15 protein-coding genes are annotated in these 17,594 nt (G+C 56.7%); 5 read left to right on the forward strand and 10 right to left on the reverse strand.

Annotated features, from left to right (window positions below; genetic code table 11):
* Positions 1-24 precede the first annotated feature (24 nt).
* The 4 genes from tal to ACAM27_RS13555 are packed head-to-tail and all read left to right on the forward strand — an operon-like array spanning position 25 to position 3,378.
* Positions 25-990, forward strand: coding sequence for a transaldolase (gene tal / locus ACAM27_RS13540; protein ID WP_369612133.1), 966 nt, complete (start codon positions 25-27; stop codon positions 988-990).
* Positions 991-1,016: 26 nt separating this feature from the next.
* On the forward strand, positions 1,017-1,466 hold the full coding sequence (locus tag ACAM27_RS13545) for a TerB family tellurite resistance protein (RefSeq protein ID WP_011785394.1): 450 nt from the start codon (positions 1,017-1,019) through the stop codon (positions 1,464-1,466).
* Between the two features lie 14 nt (positions 1,467-1,480).
* Positions 1,481-2,608: a 3-deoxy-7-phosphoheptulonate synthase gene (locus ACAM27_RS13550; protein WP_014421087.1), complete on the forward strand. Its 1,128-nt coding sequence runs from the start codon at positions 1,481-1,483 to the stop codon at positions 2,606-2,608.
* Complete coding sequence (locus ACAM27_RS13555; RefSeq protein ID WP_011785396.1) at positions 2,605-3,378, forward strand: glycerophosphodiester phosphodiesterase; 774 nt, start codon at positions 2,605-2,607, stop codon at positions 3,376-3,378. Before ACAM27_RS13550 ends, ACAM27_RS13555 begins: the two co-directional genes overlap by 4 nt.
* Positions 3,379-3,406: 28 nt before the next feature.
* On the opposite strand, the gene sthA is transcribed toward ACAM27_RS13555, so the two are convergent.
* The 10 genes from sthA to ACAM27_RS13605 form a co-directional block, all read right to left on the reverse strand.
* Positions 3,407-4,798 carry a Si-specific NAD(P)(+) transhydrogenase gene (gene sthA / locus ACAM27_RS13560; protein ID WP_011785397.1) on the reverse strand — a complete coding sequence of 464 codons (1,392 nt, stop codon included), beginning with the start codon at positions 4,796-4,798 and terminating at the stop codon, positions 3,407-3,409.
* Positions 4,799-4,870: 72 nt separating this feature from the next.
* Entirely contained in the window at positions 4,871-5,113 is a 243-nt protein-coding gene (gene nqrM, locus ACAM27_RS13565; RefSeq protein ID WP_014421086.1) for a (Na+)-NQR maturation NqrM, read from the reverse strand.
* A 12-nt stretch (positions 5,114-5,125) separates the two neighbouring features.
* A complete protein-coding gene (locus ACAM27_RS13570; protein ID WP_226611101.1) occupies positions 5,126-6,175 on the reverse strand; it encodes an FAD:protein FMN transferase in 1,050 nt (349 codons plus the stop codon).
* 9 nt (positions 6,176-6,184) lie between these two features.
* On the reverse strand, positions 6,185-7,411 hold the full coding sequence (gene nqrF / locus ACAM27_RS13575) for an NADH:ubiquinone reductase (Na(+)-transporting) subunit F (protein ID WP_141067583.1): 1,227 nt from the start codon (positions 7,409-7,411) through the stop codon (positions 6,185-6,187).
* Between the two features lie 37 nt (positions 7,412-7,448).
* Positions 7,449-8,057 carry an NADH:ubiquinone reductase (Na(+)-transporting) subunit E gene (gene nqrE / locus ACAM27_RS13580; RefSeq protein ID WP_011785401.1) on the reverse strand — a complete coding sequence of 203 codons (609 nt, stop codon included), beginning with the start codon at positions 8,055-8,057 and terminating at the stop codon, positions 7,449-7,451.
* Positions 8,057-8,722 carry an NADH:ubiquinone reductase (Na(+)-transporting) subunit D gene (locus tag ACAM27_RS13585; RefSeq protein WP_014421083.1) on the reverse strand — a complete coding sequence of 222 codons (666 nt, stop codon included), beginning with the start codon at positions 8,720-8,722 and terminating at the stop codon, positions 8,057-8,059. Before ACAM27_RS13585 ends, nqrE begins: the two co-directional genes overlap by 1 nt.
* A gap of 2 nt (positions 8,723-8,724) precedes the next feature.
* Positions 8,725-9,528 carry a Na(+)-translocating NADH-quinone reductase subunit C gene (locus ACAM27_RS13590; protein ID WP_022991580.1) on the reverse strand — a complete coding sequence of 268 codons (804 nt, stop codon included), beginning with the start codon at positions 9,526-9,528 and terminating at the stop codon, positions 8,725-8,727.
* On the reverse strand, positions 9,521-10,729 hold the full coding sequence (locus ACAM27_RS13595) for an NADH:ubiquinone reductase (Na(+)-transporting) subunit B (protein ID WP_288034904.1): 1,209 nt from the start codon (positions 10,727-10,729) through the stop codon (positions 9,521-9,523). The genes ACAM27_RS13590 and ACAM27_RS13595 overlap by 8 nt, the downstream gene beginning before the upstream one ends.
* Before the next feature lie 4 nt (positions 10,730-10,733).
* Complete coding sequence (locus ACAM27_RS13600) at positions 10,734-12,080, reverse strand: Na(+)-translocating NADH-quinone reductase subunit A (RefSeq protein WP_369612134.1); 1,347 nt, start codon at positions 12,078-12,080, stop codon at positions 10,734-10,736.
* 323 nt (positions 12,081-12,403) lie between these two features.
* Positions 12,404-13,807 (reverse strand): glyceraldehyde-3-phosphate dehydrogenase, encoded by a 1,404-nt coding sequence (locus tag ACAM27_RS13605; RefSeq protein WP_370258753.1) that lies wholly within the window; start codon positions 13,805-13,807, stop codon positions 12,404-12,406.
* Between the two features lie 237 nt (positions 13,808-14,044).
* Between ACAM27_RS13605 and mfd the strand changes: the two genes are divergently transcribed.
* Complete coding sequence (mfd, locus tag ACAM27_RS13610; protein ID WP_369612135.1) at positions 14,045-17,566, forward strand: transcription-repair coupling factor; 3,522 nt, start codon at positions 14,045-14,047, stop codon at positions 17,564-17,566.
* The last annotated feature ends 28 nt before the right edge of the window (positions 17,567-17,594 follow it).

Genomic DNA, 17,594 nt, shown 5'->3' on the forward strand with positions numbered 1-17,594 from the left:
CGAACCATCGGGATGACAGGACGAATGAACAGCAAACTCGAACAGCTTAAAACCATGACCACGGTTGTGGCCGACACCGGCGATATCGAAGCTATCCGGCAGTGGCGCCCGGAAGACGCCACCACCAACCCTTCTCTGTTGCTGAAGGCCGCGGCCTCTGAGGCGTATCGGCCCATGCTGGAAAAGGCCGTGGCCTACGCTGCCAACCACGGCGGGTCAGATGCCGAACAACTGACGGTCGCAACAGACATGTTGGCGGTGCTGGCCGGCAAGGAAATTCTCGGGCTGATTCCGGGCGTGGTCTCCACCGAGGTAGATGCCCGGTTGTCCTTCGACACCTCAGCCACTCTGGAACGTGCCCGCCGGCTGGTGGATTTTTACGACCGCCAGGGTGTGGATACCAGTCGTGTTCTGATCAAGATTGCCTCCACCTGGGAGGGTATCCGCGCAGCAGAGCAGCTTGAGAAGGAAGGCATCCGTTGCAACCTGACGCTGCTTTTCTCTTTTGTGCAAGCAGTGGCGTGTGCCCAGGCCGGCGCCCATCTGATCTCACCGTTCGTGGGCCGTATCCTCGACTGGCACCTGGCCAGCTCCGGGCGCGACAACTATCCGGCCGAGGAAGATCCTGGCGTACTTTCGGTTTCACGCATCTACAATTACTACAAGGCCAATGGCTTCAATACCGTAGTGATGGGTGCCAGCTTCCGCAACACCGGCGAAATCGAAATGCTGGCCGGGTGCGACCGGCTCACCATTAGTCCGGCACTGCTGCAGGAGCTGAAGGATGATCAGGGCACTCTGGCCAGGAAACTCAACCCGGAGACGGCTTCCTCGCCCGACAAGCCGGGTCAGATTAACGAGAAGCAGTTCCGCTGGGAATCCAACGAAGACGCCATGGCCACCGAGAAGCTGGCTGATGGCATTCGCCGTTTTGCGGCAGACCAGATCGAACTGGAGCACCGGGTCCGCCAGCTTGCGCAGGCGGCCTGACATTTGTTGAAACGAAGTAACTGACCATGATCGAACGCCTGAAGAAACTGTTTTCCGTTGCCGAGTCAGAACCGGTCGAGCCGGATACACATCAACTGGCCGTGGCAGCCACCGCCCTGATGGTGCAACTTTCGCGGGTAGACAACCAGGAAGATGAGCGGGAACTGAAGACCATTGTCGACTGTGCGGTGAAGGCTCACCAGATTACCCGGGAAGAAGCTGAGGAAATCCTGCACGATGCCCTCGCCCACGCCGAAGACGCCACATCGCTGTATCAGTTTACCGGGCAGATTAACGATCATCTGGATCAGCAACAGAAGCAGTCCCTGTTGGAGAGCATCTGGCGGGTAGCCTTTGCCGACGGTCGTATCGACAAATACGAGGAACACCTTATTCGCCGCATGGCAGACCTGCTGCATCTTAATCATCGCGAGTTCATGCAGGCCCGGCACCGGGCGGAAGAATCCGCATCCTGATTCAAGGAGATTCCATGTTAGCCATTCTTCACCCCAATACCGCGCTCGATAGTGAAGCCTATCGCCAGACCATGGAATACCTGGAAAACCTTCCGGGCGTCAGCATCCGGGTACACGAAATTCAGGGTGCCAGCCAGCGACTGACCGAAATCTACCTGCTGGGCGACACCAAATCCCTGGAAAAAGCAGAAATTGAAGCCCTGCCGGCGGTGGAACGCGCCATCCGGATTTCCGAGGATTACCGGATTCTTGGGCGCCACAAGGATGACCAACGCCAGAGTGGGTTTACTTATAACGGCGTGGAGTTCAGCCAGAACAACCTGAACATTTTCGCCGGCCTTTGCGCGGTGGACGTGCCCGAGCATGTGGAAATGATGCTGCAGGCGCTGGAAGACAACGGCGAGGTATGTACTCGAATGGGGGCCTACAAGCCGCGCACCAACCCTTACTCTTTCCAGGGCCACGGCAAGGGCTGTCTACCCTGGGTGTTCGAGAAAGCAGGCAAGCATGGTATCAAAGTGATTGCCATGGAAATCACCCACGAAAGCCATATCGAGGAAATCGACACTTGCCTGGAAAAACTCGGCCGGCCAACCGGCGTGATGCTGCAGGTAGGCACCCGCAACACCCAGAACTTCGAACTGCTCAAGGCCATTGGCCGGCAGAGCACCTACCCGGTGCTCCTCAAGCGTGGTTTCGGTATCACCCTGAATGAATCCCTGAACGCAGCCGAGTATCTGGCCAGCGAGGGCAACGCCAACGTCATTTTCTGTTTACGCGGTATGAAAACCGAGGCCGGCCTGCCCCACCGCAATATGGTAGATTTTGCCCATGTGCCTGCGGTAAAACGCCTGACCCGCATGCCGGTGTGTGTGGACCCATCACACTCCGTGGGCAGCCGGGACCAGTCACCGGATGGTATTCTTGATGTGATGCACGCGACCGCACAGGGGGTCATTGCCGGCGCCAACATGGTGCTGGTGGACTTCCACCCGAAACCGGAGAAAGCTCTGGTAGACGGCCCGCAGGCGCTTCTGATGAGCGAATTACCGGCCTACCTGGAAGATATTCGCCTGTGCCACGAGACCTGGAAGAAACGCCAGGCCATCTACCAACGCCTCAGGGAAACTACAGCAGAATGATCGTTTATGGTCACCGTGGAGCCAAAGGAGAGGCTCCGGAAAACACCATGCCTGGCTTCATCCATGCCCACCGGCATGGTATCCGGCATTTTGAGCTGGATCTGGTGCTGTCTAAAGACGGCATCCCTGTACTGGTGCACGATCTGACCGTGGACCGTACCACCGGCCAGAAAGGCAGTGTCGGCAAGTATACCGCCGCCGAACTGGCCGAGATGGATGCGCGCCGCAATACCAGCTCATGGTCCCGGAAAACCGGTATTCCCTCGCTGGAGAATCTGCTCGATCAGTTTGATGACATTGAGCACCTTCAACTGGAAGTGAAAAAGGATGCACGGCACAGGCTGAACATCCTGTGCAATCGCCTGACCGAGATCATCCAGCGCCGGGATTTGTACCAGACGGCCGCCATCACCTCGTCCGATCCCTGGTTTCTGCGTGAAATCCGGCGACGCGACAAAAACATACGCATCGGCCTGGTAGCCGAGCGCAAGTTTCCCAAGCCACTGAACCTGGCCACCCGGCTGGGCTGCGAATATTTCTGTGTGAACTGGAAAATTCTGACCAAAGGCATGGTCGAGACGGCACATCGACGGAACATGCATGTCTCTACCTGGACGGTTAACCGTATCCACGACATGCTGCTTCTGGAAGAGATGGGGGTCGACAGTATTATCACCGATTACCCCACCAGCACCCGTATGTTTTTCGACAACCGGGCCAAGGCAGTGTTGAATCTGCCGATCCGGGAAACCTCACCAGAGCCCGCCTGAAGCAAGGCTCTGGTGGGCAACGGTCTGATCAGAAGATACGGTTCAGGCCGTTGAGGGCAGCTACCCGATAGGCTTCCGCCATGGTCGGATAGTTGAAGGTGGTATTGATGAAGTAGTTCAGGGAATTGGCTTCCCCTTCCTGATTCATAATGGCCTGGCCGATGTGAACAATCTCGGCAGCCTGGTCACCAAAGCAGTGTATCCCCAGAATTTCCCGGGTTTCCCGGTGGAACAGAATCTTCAGCATGCCCACGGCTTCGCCCGTAATCTGCGCCCTCGCCAGATCCTTGAAGAACGCCTGGCCGACATCGTATGGCACTTTGGCTTCGGTCAGTTCGCGCTCGGTTTTACCAACAGAGCTGATTTCCGGAATGGTATAAATGCCGGTAGGCACGTCGTCCACAAAGCGGAAATACTCGTCCTGGGTAATGTCAGACGAGGCCGCCCGCCCCTGGTCGTAAGCGGCACTGGCCAGGCTTGGCCAGCCAATCACATCGCCGGCAGCATAGATATGCTCGACTTCCGTGCGGTAATGCTCGTCTACCGCCAGCTGGCCCCGGCTGTTCGGTGTCAGGCCCACGTTCTCAAGCCCCAGATTCTCGGTATTGCCGCTACGGCCATTACACCACAGGAAGGCATCGGCCCGAATCTTCTTGCCGGATTGCAGTGACAGTACAACGCCGTGATCGTCACCTTTCACGGATTCATACTGCTCATTGTGGCGAACCAATACACCGTTGTTACGCAGGTGGTAACTCAGGGCATCGGAAATTTCATCATCCAGGAACGACAGCAAGCGACTGCCCGGGTTGATCAGGTCTACCTTCACACCCAGTCCAGCAAAGATGGAGGCGTATTCCGACCCAATGACACCGGCACCGTAGATAATCAGGGTACGCGGGGTGTGGGACAGATTCAGAATGGAGTCTGAGTTGTAGATCCGATGATGACGGAAGTCGACATCGGGCGGCAGGTACGGGCGGGAACCGGTGGCAATGATGGCCTGCTTGAAATGGATGGTTTCCACGGATTTGTTGCCACGGATTTCCAACCGGTGCTTGTCGACAAATGCGGCACGGCCGTTGATAAGGTCTACCCGGTTACGGGAATAGAATTGAGTGCGCAGCTTCACCTGTTTGCCAATCACCTTCTGGGCGTTCTGCAATACCCGCGGAAAAGAGAACCAGCGCGGTTCACCAATGTCCCGGAACATCTGGTTGGTGTTGAAGGTGATGATCTGCTTGACCGAGTGACGCAGCGCCTTGGACGGAATGGTGCCCCAGTGGGTGCAGTTACCGCCAACCGTAGGCTTGTCTTCAATGATGGCGACACGTCTGTTGTGCTTCGCCGCATTCATTGCCGCCCCTTCTCCCGAAGGACCGGCGCCAATAACCACCACGTCGTAATGATGCTCTGCCATGCGCGCACTGACTCCTTATCTACACTCTGAGAGCGTAGCTATAGTTATTAATGTATTGTTGGCCGGGAGCGGTTATTTTTCGGCCTTGGTGGCATCGTATGCCAGGTCTTCCGCTTTTACTGGCTCATCCGAGCCGCTCCGGCTCTCTTCGCATTTCTGGGTATTGCCACCGCAAATCTCACAGGAAGTACTGATTCCCAGAGCGCCAATACCACCGCAGGTTCCGCTGATCGGCTTTCGACCGAAAATCACACCGATCGACATACCGGCAATCAGCAGCACCACAATAAACAACACCAAAAGAAAGGTACCCATTACTGCCCTCCTTTACTGGACAAGGTAAGACGAGAACGCCGGTGTCTGATGGGTTTCAAAGCCGTTGTCTCCCCTCACAATAAAAAATGCGGGAATGTTTTCACGGGTTGCCAGGCCCATGGCCTTGTCAAAACCCATCACATTAAAGCCGGTTGCCAGAGCATCTGCCGTCATACAGTCATCTGCAATAACCGTAACCGAGGCCAGTCGATGACCAATCGGCTTTCCCGTCTCAGGGTCTATTGTATGGGAGTACCGCTGGCCGTTCGATTCGTAATAGTTACGATAATCGCCGGACGTGGCCATGGCCTGAGCATCCAGCGCCACCACACTATTTACTTCCCGGCCCTGCTCTATCGGTTGCTCAATAGCCAGACGCCAGGCGGTACCGTCCGGCTTGCGTCCATTGGTACGCACTTCGCCGCCCACTTCCACAAGGTAAGCGCCAACACCTTCACTGTCGAGATAACGGGCCACCGCATCCACGCCATAGCCCTTGGCAATACCCGACAAATCAATGTACTGGGGTTTCTCGCTGCGAATGGCACTGGCCAATTCATCGAACTCCAGGTGCTCCCAACCGGTGCCACCAAGTACGGTGTTCAGTTCATCGTCGGAGGGTATCTGTTCAGGCCGCGCCTTGGGCCCAAACCCCCAGAGATTCACTACCGGGCCAATGGTCACGTCGAACGCCCCACCCGTCAGTTCAGCAATCTCGACTGACCGCCGGATAACCTCGAACAATGCCGGCGAAAGCTCAACCCACTCCGACTGGTCCCGCAGACTGTTCAACTGAGACAGCTCGGAATCCGGCTTCCAGGTCGACATGGCATTGTCCACCTGATCCAGCGTGCTCTCGATGCCCTTGGCCAGAGTCTGAAGCCGTTGCTCATCTTCTGGCAATACGACGTTAATGTGATAGGTCGTCCCGAAAATCCCGCCAGAGATCTCCCAGACTTTTTCTTCTTCCTGAAACGAACAACCCGCCAGGGTGGCCAGAGCCAGCGCCATAAAGACGCTGACCACGGCTACCCTGGCGGGTCGGAACATGCGGGATGTCATGCGGTCTGATTAACCTCCGAAGTCATCCAGCATGATGTTCTCGTCCTCTACACCAAGATCTTTCAACATCTTGATCACAGACGCGTTCATGATTGGGGGTCCACACATGTAGAACTCACAGTCTTCCGGAGCAGGATGGTCCTTCAGATAGTTTTCGTACAACACGTTGTGGATAAAGCCCGTAGGGCCGTTCCAGTCATCGGTTGGCAGGGGGTCTGAAAGCGCCACGTGCCACTCGAAGTTGTCGTTCTCTGCAGCCAGACCGTCGAAGTCTTCCACATAGAACATTTCGCGTACGCTACGCGCACCGTACCAGAAGCTGATCTTGCGCTTGGAGTTCAGGCGCTTGAGCTGGTCGAAGATGTGAGAACGCATCGGCGCCATACCGGCACCACCACCGATGAATACCATTTCCGCATCGGTATCCTTGGCGAAGAACTCACCAAACGGCCCCATCACGGTTACCTTGTCACCCGGCTTCAGGTTGAACACAAAGGTAGACATGATGCCTGGCGGATGGTCGGTACCAGGAGGTGGCGTGGCAATACGGATGTTGAACTTGAGAAGACCTTTTTCTTCCGGGTAGTTCGCCATGGAGTAGGCCCGGATGGTTTCTTCCTTGTTCACGCCCTTGTAGCGCCAGATATCGTGCTTGTCCCAGTCTTCGTGGAACTCTTCCTCGATGTTGAAATCCTTGAACGGAATTTCATACGGAGGACACTCCAGCTGCACGTAACCGCCGGCGCGGAAGTCCACTTCCTCGCCTTCCGGCAGCTTCAGTACCAGTTCCTTGATGAAGGTGGCCACGTTGTGGTTGGAGATAACCTCACATTCCCACTTCTTCACACCGAAGAACTCTTCAGGCACTTCGATCTTCATGTCCTGCTTCACAGGAACCTGGCAGGACAGACGCCAGCCTTCTTTTTCTTCGCGGTTGGTGAAGTGGGTCTTTTCCGTGGGCAGCATGGCGCCACCGCCGTCCAGAACCTTGCACTTGCACTGGGCACAGGTACCGCCACCGCCACAGGCAGAGGACAGGTAGATGCCGCTGTTGGCCAGAGTACCCAGCAGCTTGCCGCCAGCGGCGGTCTTGAGCGTGTGCTCGGGGTCGTCGTTGATCTCAATGGTCACGTCACCGGTGCTTACCAGCTTGGAGCGGGCTGCGAGGATAACCGCAACCAGCGCCAGAACGATAACGGTGAACATGACCACGCCGAGAATAATTTCTGTATTCATGGTCTCGCCTTTTCGTTAAACCGAATCACCGGGTGAATTACAGGGAGATGCCTGAGAACGACATGAAACCCAGTGACATCAGACCAACGGTAATGAAGGTGATGCCAAGGCCACGCAGTCCGTTCGGAACATCGCTGTACTTGAGCTTTTCACGGATACCCGCCAGAGCAATGATGGCCAGAGCCCAGCCAACGCCAGCGCCGAAGCCATACACCAGACTCTCGCCAAAGGTGTAGTCACGCTCAACCATGAACAGTGACGCACCAAGGATGGCGCAGTTAACCGTAATCAGCGGCAGGAACACACCCAGCGCCGCGTACAGGGCCGGAATGTATTTATCCAGCACCATTTCCATGATCTGTACGATCGCGGCGATAACACCGATGTATGTCAGCAGGCCCAGGAAGCTCAGGTCCACATTCGGCAGACCGGCCCAGTCCAGGGCACCTTCACGCAGGATGGTGTTATAAAGCAGGTTATTCACCGGTACGGTGACCGTCAGTACCACCACAACGGCGATACCCAGACCAGTCGCCGCTTCGATCTTCTTGGAGATGGCCAGGAAGGTACACATCCCCAGGAAGAACGCCAACGCCATGTTTTCAACAAAGATCGCCTTAAGCAGGAGGCTCAGATAGTGTTCCATCAGAAGGCCTCCTTGACGGTATGGCGAGACAGTTTGTAGTCAGGCTCTTCTACTTGCTCCGGCTTCCAGGTACGCAGGCCCCAGATCGCCAGGCCGATGATGAAGAACGCACTCGGCGGCAGCAGCAGCAGACCATTCGGTACGTACCAGCCGCCTTCGTTAACGACAGGCATCAGGCTTACGCCGAACAGCGAACCGGCACCCAGCAGCTCACGGAAGAACGCCACGAACAGCAGAATAACCGAATAACCCAGGCCGTTACCGATACCATCCAGGAAGCTCATCAGCGGCGGATTGGTCATGGCGAAACCTTCCGCGCGGCCCATAACGATACAGTTGGTGATGATCAGACCAACGAATACCGATAGCTGCTTGGAGATTTCATAGGCATAGGCCTTGAGAATCTGGTCTACCACGATGACCAGGGAAGCAATGATGGTCATCTGCACGATGATCCGGATACTTCCCGGGATCTGGGTTCTTACCAGAGAGACCGCCAGGTTGGAAAATGCGGTAACGGCTGTAACCGCCAGACACATGACGATACTCACGCTCATGCTGGTGGTTACCGCCAGCGCCGAACAGATACCAAGGATCTGAAGGGCGATCGGGTTGTTACTGAAGATTGGTTCGAAGAGAACCTGTTTGGCTGTTGAGCCTGCCATGATCAGACCTCCCCTTCACGAAGTTTTTTCAGGAACGGGGCGAAGCCGCGCTCACCCATCCAGTAGTTCACGAGCTGCTCGACACCACGACTGGTCAGTGTGGCACCAGAGAGCGCGTCAATCTTGTGTTCCTTGTCCTTGGCATCGGCGCTGACCCCACCTTTCACCAGACGGATCTGGGGTTCGGTCGGATCGTCACTGTAGAGTTCCTTGCCTACCCACTGCTGTTTCCAGCGCGGGTTATCAACTTCACCACCCAGGCCCGGCGTTTCCGCGTGGGCGTAGAAACCCAAACCTTCAATAGTATTGAGGTCGCCTTCAAGGGAAACGAAGCCGTACAGGGTAGACCACAGACCGTAGCCGTGAATCGGAAGCACCACACGAACCAGCTCGCCGTTCTCGCTCAGGGTGTAGACCTTGGCAACGTTCGGACGACGCTTGATGCCAGCTTTGTCTTCAGACGACGGGATGTTGGTCGACATCTCCGGATCGGAAGCAGCCTTGTACATGTCGTACTTCATGGGATCCTGAACACCCACAGCAGACGGCTCTACAAAATCGCCCTTGTCGAGGTCGACCAGGCGGACATCGAAGCGTGCAAACGTCTCTTCAATGTCCTGCGCGGTTGAGCCTGGCTCAAGCATGCCGGCGGCAGAAAGGATGTTGGTTTTGATGTCCAGATTCTGGTTCTGGATCTGCGCGGGACGGAGCATGACCGCAGCCGTGGAAACCACAACCGAGAACACAATACTCAGTACCAGCGCCACCATCAGGGTTCTGGAGACGGTATCTTTTGCTTTAGCCACGAGCAAGCCTCCGTTTGATGTTGGCCTGAACCACGTAGTGGTCCATCAGCGGCGCAAACAGGTTAGCGAACAGGATCGCCAGCATGATGCCTTCAGGGAAGGCCGGGTTGATCACACGGATCAGCACCGTCATCACGCCCACCAGGATGCCGAAGCACCAGCGACCGGTGTTGGTCATGGCGGCAGATACCGGATCCGTTGCCATGAACATCATACCGAAGGCAAAGCCGCCCATAACCAGGTGCCAGTGTGCCGGTACGCCGAACATCGGATTGGTTTCTGAACCAATAAGATTCAGCAGCAGCGACATACCGATCATGCCGATCAGCACACCACCGACAATCCGGTAGGAGGCGATCTTCATGCCCAACAGGATCAGGCCACCAATCAGAATGGCGATAGTGGAAGTTTCACCCATGGAGCCCTGAATGGTGCCTACAAAAGCGTTCATCCAGCCAATCTGGGCTTCCAGTGCTTCGAGACCACCAGAGGCAGCCCAGCTCAGGGCCGTAGCGCCACTGAAGCCGTCTACCGCCGTCCAGACGGTATCGCCGGAGATCTGTGCCGGATAAGCGAAGTACAGGAAAGCACGGCCGGTCAGTGCCGGGTTCAGGAAGTTCTTGCCGGTACCGCCGAACACTTCCTTACCGATAACCACACCGAAGGTGATACCCAGCGCCACCTGCCAGAGCGGGATGGTCGGCGGGCAGATCAGCGCGAACAGAACGGAAGTGACGAAGAAACCTTCGTTCACCTCGTGCTTGCGTACGGTCGCGAACAGGACTTCCCAGAAGCCACCTACAATAAAGGTAACCGCGTAAATGGGCACGAAATAAGCCATGCCATACACGAAGTTATCCCACAAGCCAGCGCCGGCTCCGGTTACCGCCAGTGCGGTAATGAATGCCTCACGCAGTCCACCGTCGGCAATCATCGCATCCGGGTTGGAAGCCAGGAAGTTGTTGGCCTGGAAGCCAATGTTCCACATGCCGAAGAACATGGCCGGGAACGTACACAGCCACACCGTGATCATGATGCGCTTGAGGTCTATGCCGTCACGCACATGAGCGGTGGTTTTGGTCACGCTCGCAGGCGAGTAGAAAATGGTATCAACGGCTTCGTACAGCGCATACCAGCGTTCGTACTTGCCGCCCTTTTCAAAGTGGTGCTCGATTCCATCGAGAAACTGTCGGATTGCCATCGTATTAGCCCTCGATCTCGATTCGGGTCAGGTTCTCACGGAGAATCGGACCGTATTCATATTTGCCGGGGCACACGAAGGTGCACAGCGCCAGATCTTCTTCGTCCAGCTCCAGGGCACCCAGTTTCTGTGCCATTTCAGTGTCGCCCACAATCAGAGAGCGCAGCAGCTGCGTTGGCAGAATATCCAGAGGCATCACCTGCTCATAGGCACCCACCGGCACCATCGCACGCTCACTACCGTTGGTCGTGGTCGTGAAGTTGAACAGCTTGCCGGGATTGAGCTTGGACAGGTAGATGTTCAGCACGGAGAACTTGTTGGGACCCGGCGACAACCAGCCCATGAACTCGCGCTTACTTTGTTCTTCCAGAACGGTAATCTGGTTGGCGAACCGCCCCAGATAGGCACAGGGGCCATCACCGCGACGACCACCGAACACGGAACCGGAGATTGCACGGACTTCACAGTCTGTGGCAACCTCCCCGTCCAGAAGTTCCGGCAGGCTGGCACCCAGACGGGTACGGACCAGGCGCGGCTTCACAGCCTTGGGGCCACCAATAGCAACAATGCGCTCGACCGGCACTTCACCGGTTTCAAACAGCTTGGAGATATCAATCACATCCTGGTAGTTGATAGACCAGACAGTCTTGCTGGCCGACACCGGATCCAGGTGATGGATATGGGTACCGACATTGCCTGCCGGATGCACGCCATCAAACTGATGCACTTCAATATTGTCAGCCTTGGGCACGGCAACGTTAGAGCCGGGCTTGCCAGTCACAAACACTTTGCCGTTGGTCAGGCGAGAGATAATAGTCAGGCCCTTTTCAAAAGCCTTGCTATTTTCGCCAATGATAACGGTGGGATCTGCCGCCAGCGGATTGGTGTCCATAACGGATACAAAAATCGAATTCGGCGCAGAATCGATTTCAGGAACCTTGCTGTAGGGGCGCGTACGGAAAGCTGTCCACAGGCCAGACTCTACCAGGTTATCAACCACCTGCTGGCGTTCCAGGCCGGCGAGGTCGGAATCGCTGTAGCGGGCATAGGTTTCCGCATCGTCGCCATCAATTTCGATCACGACAGACTGGAAAACGCGACGCTCACCGCGATTGATTTCTTTCACCACGCCTGCAGCGGGGGAAGTATAACGAACGCCTTCGGTCTTCTTGTCCGTGAACAGCAGCGTACCGCGCTTGACACGGTCTCCCTCTTTCACAGCCATCGTCGGCTTCATGCCGTGATAGTCAAAACCGATGAGCGCCACGTGGCGAACCGGCTTGCCGTCAGTAATGGTCTGTTCGGGAGCGCCGCTGATGGGAAGATCCAGGCCTTTTTTGATCTTGATCATTAGCCTCATCCAATCATCAGAAACTATTCTGTGGATTTGTAACGCCCGGCCCCTGCGGCCCTGGTTTCCTGTCCGGATTGCGCCGAACGGCTGCACCTTGAGGTTCAAATGCCATAGCAGTTGCTGCTGTTTGCCATTTGACGCAGGAAAAGATGAGAAACGGGGTGCCAGACATACCCAAAATCGCGCCAATTATAGAGATTAAGGAAACCTATTTCCACCGGTAACAAAAATGGTTTTGTACGGCCAAAGTAACAAAAAACCCCGGCAGCTGGCGCTACCGGGGCTTTCTGTCAATCAACTGCCGAGACCGGCCTACGACTTTAGTCGCGGGCGCGCTTCGGGAAAATCGGATAGGTTACGCCGGCCATCTGGTTCACACAACGCACAACCTGGGCGCTGTAGCCGAATTCGTTGTCGTACCACACGTACAGGATCAAACGCTTGCCATTGGCGATGGTAGCCTGGGCATCGACGATACCGGCATGGCGGGAGCCCACGAAATCGGTGGAAACCACTTCCGGAGAGTTCACGAAGTCGATCTGCTTCTGCAGCTCGGAGTGAAGCGCCATATCGCGCAGATATTCGTTTACCTGCTCGGCATCCACATCGCTTTTCAGGTTCAGATTCAGGATCGCCATGGACACATTCGGTGTCGGCACCCGGATCGCATTACCGCTCAGCTTGCCTTTCAGCTCCGGCAGTGCTTTGGCAACAGCTTTGGCCGCGCCGGTTTCGGTAATAACCATGTTCAACGGGGCGCTGCGGCCACGACGACTGCCCTTGTGGTAGTTGTCGATCAGGTTCTGGTCGTTGGTGTAGGAGTGAACGGTTTCAACGTGACCATCCTCAATACCGTACTCGTCATTGATGGCCTTCAGTACCGGAGTGATGGCGTTGGTGGTACAGGAAGCAGCAGACAGGATCTTGTCTTCGTCGGTGATCCAGTCGTTGTTGATGCCATAAACGATGTTCTTGATGTCGCCCTTGCCCGGCGCAGTCAGAATCACTCGACTGACACCCTTGGACTTCAGATGCAGGCCCAGACCCGCTTCATCGCGCCACTTACCGGTATTGTCGACCACGATGGCGTTGTTGATGCCGTACTCGGTGTAGTCCACCTTGTCCGGGCCATCGGAGTAGATCACCTTGATAAAGTTGCCGTTGGCGATCAGCGCAGAGTTCTCGGCATCGACCGTGATGGTGCCATCGAAAGGACCATGCACGGAGTCACGACGCAGCAGGCTGGCACGCTTTTCCAGATCGTTGTCAGCACCACCCTGGCGAACAACGATCGCACGCAGGCGCAGGTTGTTGCCGCCACCGGCTTTTTCAACCAGGATCCGCGCCAGCAGTCGGCCGATCCGGCCAAAGCCGTAAAGCACCACATCCTTCGTTTCTTCCTTGGCATCCTTGGCCGCCTCTTCGGCGTACTTGCCAACCACCGGGCCAATTTCCTTTTTCAGGAACTCGGTGAGGTCACCGCCCTCTGCCTTGAATTTGACCGCCAGCTTGCCAATATCCACGTGAGCGCGGCCAAGCTCCAGCTTGTCCATCGCCTCGAGAATGGGCAGCGTATCGTGAACAGACAGCTCGCTGTCCTCAACCTGACGCACAAAACGATGGGCGCGGATGATATCGATAACAGACTGGTTGATGATCGCACGGCCGTATACGGACGTAACAACGTTGTTTTTACGGTACAGGCGGCCGATCAACGGGATCATCGCTTCTGCGGTAGACTCCCGGTCAGTCCAGTTGGACAGGTGCTGGTTGATCTGTTCGTGACTCACGGTTGGAACCTCGTATAGCACTGGAAATAATTTGGGGCGCACATTATCCAACTTAAAAGGCGATACGGCAAATAGCCGTTTGTCTGCCCCGACCATGACACTGTCACAACCGGGCGATAGAATAGCGCCGCCCCGGCAAATGATGCATTTATTCAGGAGAACGCTTGCCCCATGACCAAAGGCCAGGCCCACGCCCCGCTTATCGCCCCCGCTGCCCCTGAAAAGGCCGCCGACCACAGAAAATGGGGGCAACTGAATGGCTGTGCCGACGCCCTGGCCATCTGCGAGAGCGCCCGCGCCCATAAAGGTCTGACACTGGTCATCACCCAAAGTACCAGCGAAGCCATCCAGCTGGAGCAATCCATCCGGTTTTTCCTGGGGCTGCCCACGGATGAAGACGGCGCCACCGTTTCCTCCGATGGCATTGAGCTTTTGTCGCTCCCCGACTGGGAAACACTGCCCTACGATCTGTTTTCGCCACACCAGGACATTACCTCGAGGCGGATTCGCTCCCTGCACCGGTTACCCGGCACACGCCACGGCATTCTGGTAGTACCGGCGCGCACCCTGATGCACCGGCTTGCCCCCCCAAGCTATCTGCAGGGTAACACCCTGCTGCTGGAAGTGGGCCAGACCCTGGATATCGACAGCTGGCGAATGCAACTGGAGGCAGCCGGTTATCATCATACCGACAACGTGTATGAACACGGCGAGTATGCGGTACGAGGGGCCATCCTCGACATTTATCCCATGGGCTCTAACCTGCCCTACCGCATTGATCTGTTCGATGACGAAATCGAAACCCTCCGGACCTTTGACCCGGAAACCCAGAGATCCATCGATAAAACCGAACGCATCGAACTTCTGCCGGCCAACGAATTTCCCTGGCACAAGGAAGCCCGCTCAGGCTTTCGCAATCGCTGGTTTGAATATTTCCCCAATGCCGACAAAGACGCGCCGGTTTACCAGGATGTTACCCACGGCATCACACCGCCTGGCATTGAGTACTATCTTCCACTGTTTTTCGATGCAACCGCCACGTTATTTGATTATCTGCCGGGCAACACTCTGGTGTTTACTGCCAACGGCCTCAATGATGCCGTCAATGCCTTTGATGCGGAAACGCGGGCCCGTTACGAAGACCGCCGCCACGATCGACTGCGCCCTATTCTGCCCCCCACCGAGCTGTTTCTGCAGCCGGATGAAGTGTTCGGGCAACTCAAACACTACCCGCGCATTACCTGCAGCAGTCAGCCCGAAGACGGCGCGGGTGCCAGCAACTGCGGTACCGAATCTCTCCCGGATGTCGCCATGGACGGGCGCGCCGCTGATCCGGCAGGGCGCCTCAAACGGTTCATCCAGGAGTTCCACGGGCGCATCCTGATCTGTGCTGAATCGTCCGGGCGCCGGGAGGCGCTGATCGACAACCTGGCCGATCACAAGCTCAAGCTGGCAACCGTGCAGAGCTGGTCGGAATTCCTCGAAAACGAGAACACCACTCTGGCCATCACCATTGCCCCACTGGAACAGGGCATGGTGTTGCCCGGCCAGAATCTGGCACTGATTACCGAAACGGCGTTGTTTGGCGAGCGGGTGCTGCAGCGTCGCAGACGCCAGAAACCAACCGAAACCGACGATGCCGGCTACCGGGACCTGTCTGAACTGAGAATTGGCGCACCGGTCGTGCATATCGACCATGGCGTGGGCCGCTACAAGGGGCTGGAGACACTCACCGCCGGCGGCCAATCCGACGAATTCCTGACCCTGGAATACGCCGGGGGCTCCAAACTCTATGTACCGGTGTCCAGCCTGCACCTGATTTCCCGTTACGCCGGCACCGATGAGGAACATGCACCACTCCACAAGCTTGGAACGGAACGCTGGAGCAACGCCAAGCAAAAAGCGCTGGAAAAAATCCGCGACACCGCCGCAGAACTGCTGGATGTTTACGCCCGCCGGGAAGCCCGGAAAGGCTTCCAGTTTGAAGACCCGAAAGAGGCCTATCGAGCCTTTGCCGCCGGCTTCCCGTTTGAGGAGACGCCGGACCAGCAGGTGGCCATCGAATCGGTGTTCGAGGATATGACCAGCGAACGCCCGATGGACCGGCTGGTATGCGGCGATGTCGGCTTCGGTAAAACCGAAGTCGCCATGCGCGCGGCTTTTCTGGCCACCTGGTCTGGCAAACAGGTGGCCGTGCTGGTACCCACTACTCTTCTGGCCCAGCAACATTACGAGTCGTTCCGTGACCGGTTCTCGGATACGCCGGTAACTGTAGAGCTTCTGAGTCGCTTCCGCAGCGGCAGCCAGACCAGCAAGGCCATCACTGCCATAGAGGAAGGCAAGGCAGATATCGTCATTGGCACCCACAAGCTTCTGCAAGGCGATATCAACTTCAAGAATCTGGGGCTGGTGATTATCGACGAAGAACACCGGTTTGGCGTTCAGCAGAAGGAAAAACTGAAATCCCTGCGGGCCGAGGTGGATATGCTGACCCTCACCGCCACACCGATTCCCAGAACCCTGAACATGGCCATGGGCCACCTGCGCGACCTGTCCATTATCGCCACCCCACCAGCCCGCCGGCTGTCGGTGAAAACCTTTGTGCGCCAGCGCGACGACGCCATGGTGAAAGAAGCTATTCTCCGGGAAATCCTGCGGGGCGGTCAGGTCTATTTCCTGCACAATGATGTCGCCACCATCGAGAAAACCGCGGAAGATCTGCGCAAACTGATTCCAGAGGCGCGGGTGGGTGTGGCACACGGCCAGATGCGCGAGCGCCAGCTGGAACAGATCATGTCGGATTTCTACCACAAACGTTTCAACGTACTGGTGTGCACCACTATTGTGGAAACCGGCATCGACATCCCCAGCGCCAACACCATTATTATTGAACGGGCAGACAAATTTGGCCTGGCGCAGCTGCACCAGCTTCGGGGTCGCGTGGGCAGGTCTCATCACCAGGCGTACGCCTATCTGCTGACACCACCGCCAAAGGCCATTTCCGCCGATGCCAGGAAGCGACTGGATGCGATTTCCGAATCCCAGGACCTGGGCGCAGGCTTCATGCTGGCCACCCACGACCTGGAAATCCGGGGCGCTGGCGAGCTGCTGGGTGAAGAACAGAGCGGTCAGATCGAAAGCATCGGCTTTACCCTCTACATGCAGCTGCTGGACGAAGCCGTAAAAGCGATTCGCGACGGCCGCACGCCCAACGCCGAATTGCCTCTCAGCCACGGCACCGAGATGAACCTGCGCATTCCGGCCCTGATTCCGGACGACTACCTGCCAGATGTCCACAACCGCCTGATGCTGTACAAGCGCATTGCCAGCGTGAAGGATCGTGAGGCATTAAAAGAACTTCAGGTTGAGATGATTGACCGCTTCGGATTATTACCAGCCCCGGCCAAGAACCTCATGCGCCAGGCACAGCTACGTTTGCAGGCAGAGACTCTAGGCATCGTGAAAGTGGATGCCGGTAAGGAATGGGTGCGGCTTGAGTTCGGGGCAACGACACCGGTCGACCCTCTCGAACTGGTTAAAAAAGTGCAATCCGCTCCGGATCGATACCGGCTCGAAGGCGCCAACAGCTTTCGCTTCCGGCTGAATGATGACTCAACCGATGGTAAACTCGACGCCATCGCAGCGATGCTCGAAGAACTGGCGCCCGGCAAGGCCCCGGCAAAGGCATCGTGATAAAAAAGGATTCAGGTGGAGTAACGCC

Source organism: Marinobacter sp. RI1, assembly GCF_041155085.1.
In the GTDB taxonomy this organism is placed as follows: Bacteria; Pseudomonadota; Gammaproteobacteria; order Pseudomonadales; family Oleiphilaceae; genus Marinobacter; species Marinobacter nauticus.